Origin of the sequence: Rathayibacter sp. AY1E8 (genome assembly GCF_002931415.1) — a bacterium.
Taxonomy (GTDB): domain Bacteria; phylum Actinomycetota; class Actinomycetes; order Actinomycetales; family Microbacteriaceae; genus Rathayibacter.
Map to the genome: position 1 here is coordinate 43,345 of NZ_PSVI01000012.1, position 13,270 is coordinate 56,614.

Sequence of the window (13,270 nt, forward strand, 5' to 3'; positions counted from 1 at the left end):
CCCCGCCGGCCGGCTTCGGCCGCCCTGACCTGACCGCCTTCGCGTCTCATCCCAGTCGACCCTGATCGAGTCTGCTGACCCCCTCGACGAGAACGCAGCGACATCACAGCCACCCAACCCCCGACCGTCCGGGAAGCCGGGACACGTCACATGACCTGTGCTGCGGGCGTGTCGAGTGGGTCGTCCAGGGGCGACGCAGGAGCGTCGACGCGACGTGCTGAGAGGTGGTTCCAGTCGAGCGCTAGGACACCGGCTACAGGCATGACGATAGGTCAGGAACGGCGTCGCTCCCTGCGCAGGAGGGAGCGCAGAGTCTCGGCATTCGCGTAGCCGACCCGTAGCGCGATCTCGGCGGAGGTGAAGTCCGTGGTTGCTGAGAGGTGCCGAGCTCGTTCGATGCGAAGCCGTTGGACGAAGCCGAGCGGAGTGAGGTTGAGCGCCGCACGGACTCGTCGTTCGAGGGTGCGCCGGCTGGTGCCGAGCGACTGCGCGACGAAGGCGACGTTGAACGGTTCGTCCAGGCGGGCGCGCACGAAGCGTTCGAACTCGACGACGATCGGGTCCTCGTGCCGGAGATGTTCGTAGGCGACGAAGGCCGCCTGAGACGGACGCTCGTCGATGATGAGGAGCTTGGCGACATGTTGGGCCAGGTCGGGGCTGATCGATCGCACGAGTGAGAGCGCGAGGTCGATGTGGGCGAACGCGGCGCCGGCGGTGACGAGGTTCCCGTCGACCACGACCATGGTGTCGAGATCGAGGGCGACGGTCGGATAGCGCTTCAGGAACTCCGGCCCCAGGAACCAGCTGGTCGTCGCCCTCCGATGATGCATCCGTCCGGTCTCGGCGACAGCGAACACGCCGGTGCACGCCGCGGCGATCCGGGTGGTCGCCTCGTCGAGGCGCCCGAGCGAGGCGATGACCGAACGAGCATCTCGGCTCTGGAGGACGTCGTTGGTAGCGGCGGCCGTAAGGGTTCCAAGCGCAGGGACGACGACCACGTCGAACTCTCCGGACTCCGACAGCGGGTGGTCCACCGACAGGGTCATCGATGCCGTCGTGGTCACTCGCCGTTTCGGTCCGAGGATGGCGAGTTCGATCGGGTCGATCCGCGGGTCGACATCGCCGCGGGCTCCGTCGGCCACCCGCACGATGTCGATGATCGACGCGATAGCCGAACCGAAGCAGCCGTCGATCGCGATCAGTCCGATACGCATGACGTAAACAATAGCAATACTGCCGTATACGCCACTCCCCACCGGCCCTCGCTCGTCATACGCTGAACTCGTCCCACGAAGAACCCCGACGTCAAGGAGAGTCCCTCATGTCCACACCCGCATCACTTCCGTATGCCTTCGTCGCCAAGATCGTCGCGGCCGATGGACAGCACGACGCGGTCGCCGATCTGCTCGCCGGCGCTGTCGCACTCGCCAACGAAGAAGTAGGAACGATTGTCTGGTTCGCGGTCAGGACCCACGCCGACACCTTCTGGATCTTCGATGCATTCCCCGACGAAGCCGCTCGCGACGCCCACGCCAACGGCGCCATCGTCGCAGCCCTGATGGCCAACCAGCACCTCCTCGGCGCAGCACCCGAGATCCTGGCGGCCGACGTCCTCGCGTCCAAGCTCCCGTAATCCGCCAACGCACGAGACGATCGCGCCCCGCCGAGCCGTCGCCAGGTCGCGACGCAACGCCACGCTGCGTTGCCGAGCGGTGCGAGGCCTATCGGCACACGGACAGGATGCCGGCCGCGAGCGCTCAGCCGGCGAGGGGTCCGTCGCAGAGGAGAGCGACGTCGGTGTCGGGCAGAGCCGTGAGGCCAGCGCATCGCGCGACCACCAGAACGGTTCGCCGGAGCCGCCTGTCGGAATCGAACGGACGACCTAATGACGTCGGCTTTGCGTCTATCGCTTGATGCGCCCACTGGGCGAACGAGCCGCTGACCTGCGCAAACGCCGAGCGTGGAGGACGCCGCCATCCGGTGGTGACCGACGACGACCGACCAGTACCGACCGTTTCACCGGAGCTTGCCGCGGCGTCGAAGCCGAGCAAGCTCCATTCTTTTAACTCACCGCGCCCTCCTCCTCGCCGGCCCCGTCGTCGGCGAAGACGTTTCAGGGGTCTTCTCAGATGAGGGTGTAGGTCGGCCGGGAGCGTCGGTCCGCAGATAGACGTCGAGGTCTCCCGACGACGGAGGTTCCTACGCCATCCGTCCGAAAGACCTCGACGTGACCGACGCTACCCCGCCGGCCGGCTTCGGCCGCCCTGACCTGACCGCCTTCGCTCGACTCGCCGGCCTCGGTCTGCACACCGGCGCGGACCTGCTCACCGACAAGCAGAGCGACAGGCTATGCGCGCTGTTCGTTGATGACGCTCACGTCGAGGTCGAGGCGACCTGGGGTGTCTACCAGCGCATGATCGCCGCCTATCGCCACGAGGACCGGCAACGTGGCCGCGAGCTCATGGAGAAGCTGATCACCGACCTCAGCGCCGGCGTCCCCAAGGTGCTCACCGAGCTCACCACCCTGGGCCGGACCCTGAAGAAGCGAGCCGCTGACGTGCTCGCCTACTTCGAACGACCCGGCACCAGCAACGGGCCGACCGAGGCGCTCAACGGACGGCTCGAACACCTGCGCGGCTCCGCACTCGGGTTCCGCAACCTGACCAACTGCATCGCCCGAAGCCTGCTCGAGACCGGCGGCTTCAGACCCCAACTCCTACACCCCCGATTGGGATGAGCCGCTCAGCTCCGGCGCGGCCGCCCCGTGAAGTGCTTCACCCCGTAGACCAGGAGGAGCAGGATGCCGCTCAGCTGCAGGGCGAGCGAGAAGCCGGAGGCGAATTGACCGGCCGGCCACACCAGCCTCAGCACCAGCGCGACGAACATCGCTGTGACCCCGACGACGAACAGGACTCGATTCCGCATCCGTCGAGTCGACCATCCGCACGCGGGCCCTGGCCAACCGCCAGTGCTCAGCTCAGGCGCTCGGTCAGGTGGACGGTGACGACGTCGCCGAGGTCCTTGCCGATCGTCTTCCGCAGTTTCGCGCTGATCGACAGCATGTGACCGCCGGTGCCGTTCGGCAGCAGGCCCGCGGTCACCGGCTCGCCGTCGACGGTGGCGACCACCTTCACCGACCTCCCTGTGCCGAGCAGCTCGACGGAGCCGGGCACCTCGACGCACGACCAGAGGTCGCCCTTCACGGCGACACCGATCGGGGCGGTGAAGGCGAGGTCCAGGGGGCCGGCGCTCATGCGCTCTCCTCCGCGGACGCCGCGCTCTCGCCGGAGGAGTCCTGCCCGCTGTACCGGTCGAGGATCTCGTCGTACATCGCGGCGTCGAGCAGACCATCGGACAGTGCCCGGCGGACCTCCTCGAACTCCCCCGGGTCGAGGGTCGTCCAGTCGAAGCCGTCGCTCGGCGATCCGGGCCGGTAGCGCCGGCGGCCGAGCTCGTCGACGGCCTGCTCCCGCGTCAGCTCCCCCGCGGCGAAGCGCTGCGCGATCCCGTACGGTGTCGCGCCGGAGAAGCCGGAGCGCACGTGCGGCAGCGCGGCGGCGGCCTCGATCCCGTCGGACACCTCGTCGATCGACATGCGGACCCCTCCCGTCCGAGGGTCCACCGACCCTCCCGTCGACCCTACGACGAGACGTCGCATCCCGGTCGGGCCGGGCGACGAGCACTGCCCTCGACTTGCGGCTACCGTTCCTCCATGACCGGACGCGCCGCTACGTCCCGGCACGAGTTCCGCGTCGACTCGCGCACGCTCGTCGCCCACGACTTCCTCGGCACTCGAGCCCCCCGCGCTGTCGTCGTCTGGTGCGGAGGGACACCGCACACCGGCGCACTCCTCGCTCCCCACGTCGACGCCGCTGCGGCGCGCGGCATCCGGCTCGTCTCCGTCGCCCGTCCCGGCTTCGGCGGCTCGATGCGCGCTCCCGGACGGAGCATCGCGGATGCGGCCGCCGATGTGCTCCGCGTCGCCGACCTGCTCGGGATCGAGCGCTTCGTGGTGACGGGCTACTCCGGCGGCGGCCCGCACGCACTGGCCGCCGGGGCTCTCGGAGGTGATCGCGTCCTGGGCGTCGCGACGTTCGGCAGCCCGGCGCCCTTCAGTGACGACGGAGCGTGGTTCGACGGCATGCAGGATCCGGGCGCTCTCCGCAGCGCGCGCGACGGCCGGGCTGCGCGCGAGGAGTGGGAGGAGACGGCCCGCTTCGATCCGGAGCAGTTCACCGGTGACGACTACTCGGCCCTCGACGGCCCGCTGACGGCGCTCGGCGCAGAGGCCGGACGCGCCTCGGAGCTCGAACAGGGCGGGAGCGTCGACGACGACCTCGCTCTCGACATGCCCTGGGGAGTCGACCTCTCGCGCCTGGCGGCGCCGGTCCTCCTCCTCCACGGCGCCGCGGACAGGGTGGTCCCGGTCGCGCACGCGGAGCGGATCCGCCGCCTCCACCCGGCCGCGGAGCTCACGATCCGGCCCGGTCGAGGCCACATCGGCGTCCTGCTCGACTGGCCGGACGTCCTCGACCGCCTCCTCGCGGACGGGTTCCCCGGGGACCGCTCCGGCAGCGGAGGCTGAGCGTCTCATCGCGGCCGGCAGCGGATCCGACGCGGAAGGTGGGCCTGGAAGGGCCACGCTTCGGGAGGGCTCCCTCCGCGAGGATCACGGCATGGCCCCCCACACGGATCCCCGCCGATGACTCTGCAGGACCTCGCCGACGAGCTCGCCCAGGCTCTCGACCGCCCGGTGACGATCGAGGACGCCTCGAGCCGGGTGCTGGCCGCGACGCGCGCGCGCGAGGAGGCGCCTCACGACGGCGTGTTCCCCGTCCAGGATCCGCGGGGCCGGCTCGCGACCCTCCTCCTCCCCCGGGAGCGGCCCGCGCCGCTCACTCCGGCCGAGTACTCGCTCATCGACGCGGCCGTCGGAGCGATCGGCCGCCTCCTCGGCCCCTCGACGCGGGCGGGCGGCAGCTCCCGGCGCGCGGACGTCCTCGCGGCGCTCCTGTCGGGCGACGGCGGCACCCGGCGCGCCTCCTTCGCCGAGGCGGTCGAGCGCCGCTGGCTGCGCCGGGACGCCCAGACCGTGGTCCGCGCGGTGCGGCTGACCGGCCCGACCGGCTCCCTGCAGCGGACGGCGCTGGCGCGGCGGATCGACGCGAGCGCCGCCTCCGGCCTGACGTTCCTCGGCGACCAGGAGGGTGTGCTGTTCTTCGTGAGCGTGGAGGCGCCCGAGGCCGCCGCGGAGGCGGACGACGTCCTGCGGGCGGAGGCGCGCGGCCGCTGCACGGCCGTCGACGCGATCGGCTCGGCGCGCTTCGACGTCCGCGACGACGACCTCCTGCCGACTGCCGAGCGGGCCGCCCTCGCGGCGACCATCGTCGGCTCCCTGCCCGACGGCCGTAGCCGGGCCGACATCGCCGAGCTCGGGGCCTGGGTGCTCCTCGCCTCGATCGGGGCGGACAGCTCGCAGCTCGCCATGCTCTCGCCGGCCGCGGCGACGCTGCTCGAGCGGGGCGACGAGGTGCAGCGGCGGACCGTGGAGGCCTACCTCGACGTGCGCGGCAGCGTGCGGGAGGCGTGCGGGCTCCTCCACATCCACCGCACCACGCTCTACTACCGCCTCGACAACCTGCCCGAGGCGGTCCGGGAGGCGCTCGACGACGGCCTCGCCCGCAGCACGCTGCACCTCTGCCTCAAGCTGATGAAGTTCCGCGACGGGCTCGAGCGGCGGCGGGCCTCGTGACCGTGGCCGGAGACCTCCCGCAGGTCCGCCTCTACGGGCGGCGCGAGAGCCGCGACGCGTGGGAGATCCGCGACCTCCTCTCGCGCAGCGTCGTCTCGTTCTCGTGGACGCCGATCGACACGGACGAGCAGTGCCTCGCCGTCGCCGGGCACCCGCTCGCCACCGCGTCACTCCCCCTCGTGGTGTTCCCGGACGGCAGCCGCGCCTCCGATCCGACGCTCGCCGAGGTCGCGGCCCGGCTCGGCTGGGTCGGCTCGCCGCGGCTCGCGGAGTACGACCTCTCCATCTACGGAGCCGGTCCGGCCGGGCTCTCGGCCGCCGTGTACGCCGCCTCGGAGGGGCTGAAGGTCGTGGTCCTCGAGCGCTCGGCCATCGGCGGGCAGGCCGGCTCGAGCAGCCTGATCGAGAACTACCTCGGCTTCCCGCACGGGATAGCGGGAGCCGATCTGGCCGAGCGCGCGCGGCAGCAGGCCGTCTCGTTCGGCGCCGAGCTGCTGCGGATGCGCGAGGGGATCCGCGGGCGCTTCGCCGACGACCGGATCCACGCGCTGCTCGCCGACGGGACGACCGTCGTCGCCCGCACCAACATCTGCGCCACGGGCATCCAGTGGCGCCGGCTCGGCCTCGAGCGCGAGGACGAGCTGCTCGGCGTCGGCCTCTACTACGGCGCCGGCACGAGCGAGGCGCCGCTCTGCGAGGGCGAGGACGTCGTGGTCGTCGGAGGCGGCAACTCGGCCGGGCAGGCCGTGATGAACCTCTCGGCGCACGCGCGGCACGTGACCATGCTGGTCCGCGGCCCGGATCTGGCCGACAGCCTCTCCTCCTACCTCGCGGAGCGCGTCGTCCGGCAGCCGAACGTGACGATCCTGCTCGACTCGCGCGTCACCCGCCTGCACGGCGCCGACGCCCTCGAGTCGATCGAGGTCGAGAACTCGGCGACCGGCGCGCACGGGGCGCTGGCCACCTCCCACCTCTTCGTCTGCATAGGGGGCGAGCCGGATACGACGTGGGCGGCGGAGACCGCGATCGTCCGCGACTCCGGCGGCTACCTCGTGACGGGACCGGACCTCGCCGGCGAGCACGCGGCTCGCGACTGGCCGCTCGAGCGGGCGCCGTTCTACCTCGAGACGAGCGTCCCCGGCTCCTTCGCCGCGGGGGACGTGCGCCGCAGCTCGGTCAAGCGCGTCGCCTCCGCCGTCGGCGAGGGCGCGATGGCCGTCACCTTCGCCCACCGCCACCTGCAGGAGACCTCGTGAGCCGCCGGCTGCCGACGGTGCGCCACGGCGTCGGCTTCTGGATCGTCGCCGCGACCTTCCTGCTCGTGATGGCGTACTCCACAGTGCCGACTCCGCTCTACCCGCTCTACCAGCAGCTCGACGGCTTCCCGCCGTTCGTGATCACCGTCGTCTTCGCCGCCTACGCGGTCGGAGTGATCGTGAGCCTGTACCTCGCCGGTCACGTCAGCGACTGGCTCGGCCGCCGCCGAGTGCTGCTGATCGCGGTGCTCGTCTCGGCGGTCTCGGCCGTGCTCTTCTCGCTGACGACGGAGGTGCCGGGGCTGATCGTCGCCCGCTTCGTCAACGGCGTCAGCATCGGGATGCTCACCGCCACCGCGACCGCCCATCTGGGCGAGCTGCGCGCCCGCGCCCGGCCGGACGAGAACACGATCGTCGCCGCGTCGATCTCGGGCGCGGTGAACCTCGGCGGTCTCTCGCTGGGCCCGCTGCTCGGCGGGGTCTTCGCCGAGTTCCTGCCCGATCCGCTCCTCCTGCCGCACCAGGTGTTCCTGGTCGCGCTGCTCGTGGCGGGCCTCGCGCTGCTCCTCGTGCCCGAGACGGTCGACGTGCCGGAGACGGCGCCCGCCTACCGGCCGCAGCGGCTCTCGGTGCCGGCGGATACGCGCCGGGCGTTCCTGCTCGCGGCGTTCGGAGCGTTCTCGGCCTTCTCCGTCCTCGGCCTCTTCACCTCGCTCGCACCGACGTTCCTGGTGCAGACCTTCCAGGTGCGCGACCACCTGCTGGCCGGCGCGACGTCCTTCGCCGTGTTCGCCTCCGCGGCCCTCGGCCAGCTGCTGCTCGTGAAGGTGGGGACGCGCCTGCAGCTCTCGATCGCGGTGGCGGGCTGCGCGGTCGGGCTGGCGGCGGTCGCGGCCGGAGCGATCGCTCCGCAGCTGGGAGTGTTCCTCGCCGGGGCCGTCGTCTCGGGCTTCGGGGTGGGGCTGCTCTTCAAGGGCTCGATCGGCACGGCGGTCGCCCTCGCGGATCCCGCCCGCCGGGGCGAGACCCTGGCGGTGGTGTTCCTGGTCGCGTACACGGGGCTCGCGGTGCCCGCACTGGCGGCGGGAGCGGCGCTCAACCTCGTCGCCGCGACGACGGTGCTGACGGTGTTCGCGGCGCTCGTGCTGGCGGCGACCGCGACGGCCGGCGTGCTGCTGCGCGCCCGCAGCGCGGCGGCCGGGCGATGAGCGGCGGAGCGGGGCGGCGCTGCGGGGTGCGGGCCGGCGGCCGTCCAGGTGCCGGCCGCGTGCACCCCGGACGGCCGCCCGCCGCATCAGAAGTCCTCGCGCCGCTCCTGCTCGGCCTCGGCGGCCGGCTCGAGCGCGGCGAGATCCCCGAGCGCGAGGCGCAGCTGGCGCAGCAGCCACTCCTCGGTCAGCGCACCCGCGTCGAGCGCGTCCAGCCGGCGGAGGCGCTCGGCGGCCGACCCGGTGAGGTCGGCGGGCGTCCCGGCGCTCATGCGCCGTACCCCGCTCCGCGGAGCAGGCGGCGCAGGTCGACGAGCTGCTGCTCGTCCACGTCCTTGTGGTGCGGCCGGTGGAGGGTCTCGGTCGTCGAGCCGACCGTCACCGAGAAGGCGCCGTCGTGCTTCTCGTGGACGGTGCCGACGGCCTCGAGCAGCGTCAGCACGTCCGCCCAGAGGACGTTGTGGCTCGGCGAGTCCTCGAGCAGCCGCTCGAGGGTGTCTCGCTGGTTCGAGTGGAGGTGGCGGGTGTCGGTCATGAACGGCCCTTCGGTGTCTGCGCACGCGCCCCGGTGGCGGTGCTCGGCGTCGCGTCCGACGGTAGGCGCGCGGGTGGAGCCGGTGCGCGAGTCGGATGACTCGAAGAGCGGACGCCGCGGGGCGGCCCCGCGAGAGGTACGGCCGTGAATCCGGAGCCGGGCGACCGCCTCGACGAGGAGGACTCTCCCCGCACGCCCGCGCTGCCCGAGGCCGCCGTCTCCGCCGCGTCGCTCCCGGACCGGCCGGCCGCGTTCCTCAACGCCCTGCTGACCGAGCACTTCGTGCTGGAGTCGGCGCGCGGGATCACCGTGACGGAGTCGAGCAGCCGCGCCTCGCTCTACCTGACGATGCTCTCCAGCTCGCTCGTGGCCTTCGGCTTCCTCGCCCCGACCCGGTACGCGATGGGGTTCCTCGCGGTGATCATCCCGGTCGTCGTGCTGCTGGGGGTGTTCACCTACGAGCGGCTGGTGCAGACCTCGATGGAGGACATCGCCGCGCTGACGGCCATCCAGCGCATCCGCCGCTACTACGGAACGCTGCTGCCGGGCGCGGGCGCCTACTTCGCGGTGCCGCGTGGCCGCCACGCGCCGAACGAGCTGCTCGAGATCGGCCGGCGGCAGAGCTGGCGGGGCATCTTCTTCACGATGTCCTCGGCGATCGCGGTGGTCAACTCGATCGTGGCGGGCGCCGGAGTCGCGCTCGCGCTGACGCAGAGCGGCGCGGACGAGGTCCCCGCGATCGCGTGCGGGATGGCGGCCGCGGTCGTCCTCGCGGTGCTGCACGGGGTGTACCAGTTCCACCGCTACCGGCAGATGCGGCTGCGGATCGCGGAGGCGGAAGCGCTGGACGGGGTCGAGAGGGGGTGACGGGGCGGGGCCCGGCCGGAGGGGTCCGGAGGTGACGAACGCCGATCAGGCGCGGCGTCGGCCGCCGGCTGGTCAGCTGGCTCCGACCTGCTCCCGCGACTGCTCCCGCGACTGCTCGAGAGTTGTCGCACTCGACGCCCAGTGCGACGACTCCTGGACTCTCGTGGCGATCGCTCCTCGGCGGGCCGCCGCGAACATTCAGCAGTCGCCGTGGTCGGTCGCGAGCACGGCGACTTCTGGCTGCACGCCGCCTGCGGACGTGCGCAGGGAGCCGGCGGCCGGCGACTGTCCAGGAGTTGTCGCAGTCGATGCCGAGTGCGACAACTCCTGGACTCTCGCGAAAGTCCTGCGCTCTCGCGGAGGCGCGCGGCTCAGCCGCGCTCGGCGCGCTCGGCGCGCTCGGCGAGGAGGTACTGCCAGTCGCGCGGCACGCGGTCCTTCGGCCCCGGGGTGGTCTGGCTCGCCGGGTGGCTCTGCGGGTCGGCCAGGGCGGGGCCGTCGGCGTAGTCGTCGGTCCGGTAGTCCCAGAACCAGTCCTCGCCGGGCTCGAAGCTGCGGATGACCGCGTGGCCGGTCGAGTGGTAGTGGGCCGTCGCGTGGCGGTTCAGCGAGTCGTCGCAGCAGCCGATGTGCCCGCAGAGCGCGCAGCGGCGCAGGTGCAGCCACCACGAGCCGGACTGCTCGCACTCGACGCAGCCGGGGCCGCTCGGCGGGACGGAGGGGTCGATCATCTGCTGCGACGTCATGCGCTCAGCATGCGCCTCCCGCGGCGGCAGGCACCAGGTCGGATGACTCGATCCTGCGGCTCCGTCACGCGCTCCGGGCGTCCTCGAGGCTGAGGAGCGCGTCGCGGAGCCCGGCCCGCGAGGTCACCCCGAGCTTGGGGAAGATCCGGTACAGGTGCCCGCTGACGGTGCGGGGCGAGACGAAGAGCTGCTGGGCGATCTGCTTGTTCGACAGGCCGGCGGCGGCCAGGGAGACCACGCGCCGCTCCTGCTCGCTGAGGTCGGCTGCGACTGGCGCCTCCCCCGCTCCGCCCGCCGCCCGCAGCTCGTGCTGGGCGCGGGCGAGCCAGAGCTCGGCCCCCACCGCGGCGAATCCCGCGGCGGCCTGGCGGAACCGGGTGCGCGCCTCCAGCGGGCGCATCCGGCGGCGCAGCCACTCGCCGTGGCAGAGCTGGACGCGCGCCCGCTCGAACGGCCACTCCTCGGAGGCCGGGTCGAGGGAGCGCTCGAAGAGGGCGCCCGCGCCGCCGGTCTGATCGAGGACCGCGGTCGCCGCGAGGGCGAGCATCCGCCCGCGGGGAGCGAGGGGCCGCGCGGCGAGGTCCGCCGCGGCCGCCGCCAGCTCGGCGCAGTGCTCGGGCAGGTGGAGGCGCGAGACGGCCTCGGCGGCGTCGAGGAGCTCCAGCGGATCGCCGCCGGCGCGGGAGGAGGAGCGGGCGTGCGCCTCCTCGAAACGGCCGCCGCCGAGGTCGAGCGCGCACAGGGCGTGATCGGCGGCGCGCGCGACCGACGCCGCTCCGTGCCGCAGCGCCCAGGCCGTCGCGCGCTCGGCGCACTCGAGGGTGCGTGCGCGGTCGCCCTGCACGGCGTGGATCCGGGCTCGAGTCGCGTCGATCAGCGCGCGCACGGCGGGCAGGTCGTCGGCGCGGGCGGCGGCGCGGTCGAGGTCGGCCGAGGCGTCGTCGAGGCGACCGCCGTCGAGTGCGGTGGTGCCGCGGCGGAGGAGGGCGAGGGCGCCGGGCAGGCCGTCCGCCTCCTCCCCGCCGTCGAGGAGCCCGGCGAGGCGGTCGCGGCGCTCGTCCGAGACCTCGAGCAGCGACCAGGCGAGGTGCAGCGCGACCGTCTTCCACGGGTCGCCCGTGACCGCGGAGTCCTCGGCGAGCAGCAGGCGGCGCTCCCACTCCTCGTCCGGCACCGGCCGCACGCAGGCCTCCACGAGGCGCAGGACGGGATCGAGGGGGTGCTCCTCGCCGACGGCGAGCGCCTCCTGCCACCACGCGGGATCGCCGCGGAGCATGCAGGCGAGGTGGAGAACGGTCACCAGCAGGTCGGCGGCGGCGTCGTGAGGGGCTGCGTGGTCGGCGGGGAGGCTGCTGACGTCGTCGCGGGAGGCGTCGGTCTCGGCGGGAGCGACACCGCCGACTGGAGAGGCACCACCGACAGGAGAGGCATTACCGACAGACGAGGCACCGCCGGCGAGCGAGGCACCACCGACTCCCGAGCCCCCACGCCCCGCCCGAGCGCCGAGCGCCCGGAGGGCCGCGCGGCGGACCCCGCCCACGTCCCCCGTGCGGAGCAGCGCATCGGCCAGCCGCGCCGCCTCGACGCCGGCCCCGAGAACCCCGCCGTCCTCCCGCGAGCGATCGACCACCCGCTCGAGGGCCGCCGCGTCGCCGGTGAAGGCCGCGACGGCAGCCGCGCGCGCCTCGAGCTCCTCCCGCAGAGCAGCACAGCGCGCGCTCGAGCGCGCCTCGGTGAAAAGGAGCAGCGCCTCCTGCGGCCGACCCGCGCGGAGTCGCTCCTCCGCCGCGTCCCTCAGCAGCCGCGCCCGCTCCTCCGGCCCGGCCGCGTCGTCCGCCGCGAGCAGCAGGCGGAGGTGCGGGGCCGACTCCGGGCGCTCGGCGAGCCGCCTCCGTGCCGCCCGCAGCGCTCGGGGCATCGCCGTCGAGAGCACCACCGCTCGGACCACCGGGTCGCGGAACGCACGGCCGCCCGCCGTCAGGATCCCCGCCTGCACCAGGGCGCTGTCCCCGTCTCCGAGGGCCGACCCGATGCTCTCCGGGAACTCGGCGCCCGCCACCGCGGCGACCAGGAGCGCCTCCCGGCTCGGCTCCGACAGCGGAGACAGCAGATCGAGCACCCGGGTCTCGGCCTGCTCGAGTCGCGGGTAGACCGGGAAGGGCGCGGGAGCGTCCCCGTCGGCCCAAGCCCGCCCGAGGACGTCGAGGAGCAGCGGATTCCCCTCCGCGACCCGCAGCAGGCGCGCCTCGACGGCGAGCGGCCGCCGGCCGCCGTGGGCGCGCAGGAAGCCGCAGGCCGCCTCCGCGTCGAGGGGCTCGGTGCGACGGTGCCGGAGGCCCTCCCAGCCGGCGAGGACGCGCCGGTCGCCGGTGGCGAGGAGGCAGGCGGCGCCGACCTCGTCGACCAGCCGGGTCACCAGGGCCTGGAGGGTCTCGCGGGCGGCGACGTCGAACCGCTCCCAGTCGTCGACGACGATCAGGAAGCCGGGGTCGCAGGGCGAGGCGGAGGAGTCGCGCACCCGCTGCAGACGGCCGATCAGCGTGGCGAACAGCGCGAGCGAGGACGCGCCGATCACGGCGTCGCCCCGGTCCGGCCGCACCTCCACGACCTCGCAGCCGGCGGCGCGAGCGGTGGCCGCGGCGGAGCGCAGCATGTGCGTCCGGCCCGAGCCGATCCCGCCCTCGACCACCAGGAGCCGCTCCCGCGCGGGCGACGCCGAGCTCAGCATCCGGACCACCACGTCCTCAGGTGCGCTCGGGTGCGCGGGCGGCGAGGAGAGTGCACTGATCGTCATCGCGACTCCTGAGGGACGGGTTCCGAGGACCCCATGCTGACCGCCGGGCGCGGCCGCGCTCTCCTCCCTCTGTCGGAACCCTCCGGAGCGCACCCTCTGTCGAACCGTCCCG

14 protein-coding genes and 1 pseudogene are annotated in these 13,270 nt (G+C 73.4%); 7 read left to right on the forward strand and 8 right to left on the reverse strand.

Translation table 11 applies throughout. The annotated features are described in order from the left end of the window. Positions 1 to 272: 272 nt before the first annotated feature. On the reverse strand, positions 273 to 1,214 hold the full coding sequence (locus C5C74_RS05265; RefSeq protein WP_053548963.1) for a GlxA family transcriptional regulator: 942 nt from the start codon (positions 1,212 to 1,214) through the stop codon (positions 273 to 275). A gap of 107 nt (positions 1,215 to 1,321) precedes the next feature. Between C5C74_RS05265 and C5C74_RS05270 the strand changes: the two genes are divergently transcribed. Continuing rightward, positions 1,322 to 1,633, forward strand: a complete 312-nt coding sequence (locus C5C74_RS05270) for a putative quinol monooxygenase (RefSeq protein ID WP_033107114.1) — start codon at positions 1,322 to 1,324, stop codon at positions 1,631 to 1,633. A gap of 669 nt (positions 1,634 to 2,302) precedes the next feature. Further along, positions 2,303 to 2,737: pseudogene (locus C5C74_RS05280) on the forward strand (transposase); the annotation flags it as partial. Between the two features lie 5 nt (positions 2,738 to 2,742). Here the strand turns inward: C5C74_RS05280 and C5C74_RS05285 are convergent. Genes C5C74_RS05285 through C5C74_RS05295 form a run of 3 tightly spaced genes read right to left on the reverse strand, consistent with a single transcriptional unit; the run spans position 2,743 to position 3,595 of the window. Beyond that, complete coding sequence (locus C5C74_RS05285; protein WP_104248148.1) at positions 2,743 to 2,925, reverse strand: hypothetical protein; 183 nt, start codon at positions 2,923 to 2,925, stop codon at positions 2,743 to 2,745. 47 nt (positions 2,926 to 2,972) lie between these two features. Further along, on the reverse strand, positions 2,973 to 3,254 hold the full coding sequence (locus C5C74_RS05290) for a DUF1905 domain-containing protein (protein WP_104224783.1): 282 nt from the start codon (positions 3,252 to 3,254) through the stop codon (positions 2,973 to 2,975). Continuing rightward, on the reverse strand, positions 3,251 to 3,595 hold the full coding sequence (locus C5C74_RS05295; RefSeq protein ID WP_104224782.1) for a hypothetical protein: 345 nt from the start codon (positions 3,593 to 3,595) through the stop codon (positions 3,251 to 3,253). Before C5C74_RS05295 ends, C5C74_RS05290 begins: the two co-directional genes overlap by 4 nt. A 117-nt stretch (positions 3,596 to 3,712) precedes the next feature. On the opposite strand from C5C74_RS05295, the gene C5C74_RS05300 reads away from it, so the two are divergent. The 4 genes from C5C74_RS05300 to C5C74_RS05315 all read left to right on the forward strand — a co-directional run bounded on the left by C5C74_RS05300 (position 3,713) and on the right by C5C74_RS05315 (position 8,216). Next, complete coding sequence (locus C5C74_RS05300) at positions 3,713 to 4,585, forward strand: alpha/beta fold hydrolase (RefSeq protein WP_104351112.1); 873 nt, start codon at positions 3,713 to 3,715, stop codon at positions 4,583 to 4,585. A 117-nt stretch (positions 4,586 to 4,702) separates the two neighbouring features. Further along, on the forward strand, positions 4,703 to 5,752 hold the full coding sequence (locus C5C74_RS05305; RefSeq protein ID WP_104309215.1) for a helix-turn-helix domain-containing protein: 1,050 nt from the start codon (positions 4,703 to 4,705) through the stop codon (positions 5,750 to 5,752). 2 nt (positions 5,753 to 5,754) lie between these two features. Beyond that, complete coding sequence (locus C5C74_RS05310) at positions 5,755 to 7,008, forward strand: NAD(P)/FAD-dependent oxidoreductase (RefSeq protein ID WP_104309247.1); 1,254 nt, start codon at positions 5,755 to 5,757, stop codon at positions 7,006 to 7,008. Further along, on the forward strand, positions 7,005 to 8,216 hold the full coding sequence (locus C5C74_RS05315) for an MFS transporter (RefSeq protein ID WP_258064101.1): 1,212 nt from the start codon (positions 7,005 to 7,007) through the stop codon (positions 8,214 to 8,216). Before C5C74_RS05310 ends, C5C74_RS05315 begins: the two co-directional genes overlap by 4 nt. 86 nt (positions 8,217 to 8,302) lie before the next feature. Here the strand turns inward: C5C74_RS05315 and C5C74_RS05320 are convergent, their stop codons facing one another. Together C5C74_RS05320 and C5C74_RS05325 are read right to left on the reverse strand one after the other, a co-directional pair. Next, positions 8,303 to 8,488, reverse strand: coding sequence for a hypothetical protein (locus tag C5C74_RS05320; RefSeq protein ID WP_104224778.1), 186 nt, complete (start codon positions 8,486 to 8,488; stop codon positions 8,303 to 8,305). Further along, positions 8,485 to 8,751: a hypothetical protein gene (locus C5C74_RS05325; protein WP_104257441.1), complete on the reverse strand. Its 267-nt coding sequence runs from the start codon at positions 8,749 to 8,751 to the stop codon at positions 8,485 to 8,487. Before C5C74_RS05325 ends, C5C74_RS05320 begins: the two co-directional genes overlap by 4 nt. A gap of 144 nt (positions 8,752 to 8,895) precedes the next feature. Here C5C74_RS05325 and C5C74_RS05330 point away from each other — a divergent pair, with 144 nt between their 5' ends. Then, positions 8,896 to 9,618, forward strand: a complete 723-nt coding sequence (locus C5C74_RS05330; protein ID WP_104224776.1) for a hypothetical protein — start codon at positions 8,896 to 8,898, stop codon at positions 9,616 to 9,618. Between the two features lie 371 nt (positions 9,619 to 9,989). Here C5C74_RS05330 and C5C74_RS05335 read toward each other — a convergent pair whose 3' ends face one another. Both C5C74_RS05335 and C5C74_RS05340 read right to left on the reverse strand, forming a co-directional pair. Next, positions 9,990 to 10,364: a UBP-type zinc finger domain-containing protein gene (locus tag C5C74_RS05335; RefSeq protein WP_104224775.1), complete on the reverse strand. Its 375-nt coding sequence runs from the start codon at positions 10,362 to 10,364 to the stop codon at positions 9,990 to 9,992. Positions 10,365 to 10,428: 64 nt separating this feature from the next. Beyond that, complete coding sequence (locus tag C5C74_RS05340; protein WP_104351113.1) at positions 10,429 to 13,158, reverse strand: LuxR C-terminal-related transcriptional regulator; 2,730 nt, start codon at positions 13,156 to 13,158, stop codon at positions 10,429 to 10,431. Between the last annotated feature and the right edge of the window lie 112 nt (positions 13,159 to 13,270).

What these genes read in the sequence shown, in the direction of transcription:
- C5C74_RS05340 (WP_104351113.1), bottom strand. Translation starts at nt 13,158, where the DNA reads ATGACGATCAGTGCACTCTCCTCGCCGCCCGCGCACCCGAGCGCACCT.
- C5C74_RS05270 (WP_033107114.1), top strand. Translation starts at nt 1,322, where the DNA reads ATGTCCACACCCGCATCACTTCCGTATGCCTTCGTCGCCAAGATCGTC.
- C5C74_RS05335 (WP_104224775.1), bottom strand. Translation starts at nt 10,364, where the DNA reads ATGACGTCGCAGCAGATGATCGACCCCTCCGTCCCGCCGAGCGGCCCC.
- C5C74_RS05305 (WP_104309215.1), top strand. Translation starts at nt 4,703, where the DNA reads ATGACTCTGCAGGACCTCGCCGACGAGCTCGCCCAGGCTCTCGACCGC.
- C5C74_RS05290 (WP_104224783.1), bottom strand. Translation starts at nt 3,254, where the DNA reads ATGAGCGCCGGCCCCCTGGACCTCGCCTTCACCGCCCCGATCGGTGTC.
- C5C74_RS05285 (WP_104248148.1), bottom strand. Translation starts at nt 2,925, where the DNA reads ATGCGGAATCGAGTCCTGTTCGTCGTCGGGGTCACAGCGATGTTCGTC.
- C5C74_RS05265 (WP_053548963.1), bottom strand. Translation starts at nt 1,214, where the DNA reads ATGCGTATCGGACTGATCGCGATCGACGGCTGCTTCGGTTCGGCTATC.
- C5C74_RS05300 (WP_104351112.1), top strand. Translation starts at nt 3,713, where the DNA reads ATGACCGGACGCGCCGCTACGTCCCGGCACGAGTTCCGCGTCGACTCG.
- C5C74_RS05295 (WP_104224782.1), bottom strand. Translation starts at nt 3,595, where the DNA reads ATGTCGATCGACGAGGTGTCCGACGGGATCGAGGCCGCCGCCGCGCTG.
- C5C74_RS05320 (WP_104224778.1), bottom strand. Translation starts at nt 8,488, where the DNA reads ATGAGCGCCGGGACGCCCGCCGACCTCACCGGGTCGGCCGCCGAGCGC.
- C5C74_RS05325 (WP_104257441.1), bottom strand. Translation starts at nt 8,751, where the DNA reads ATGACCGACACCCGCCACCTCCACTCGAACCAGCGAGACACCCTCGAG.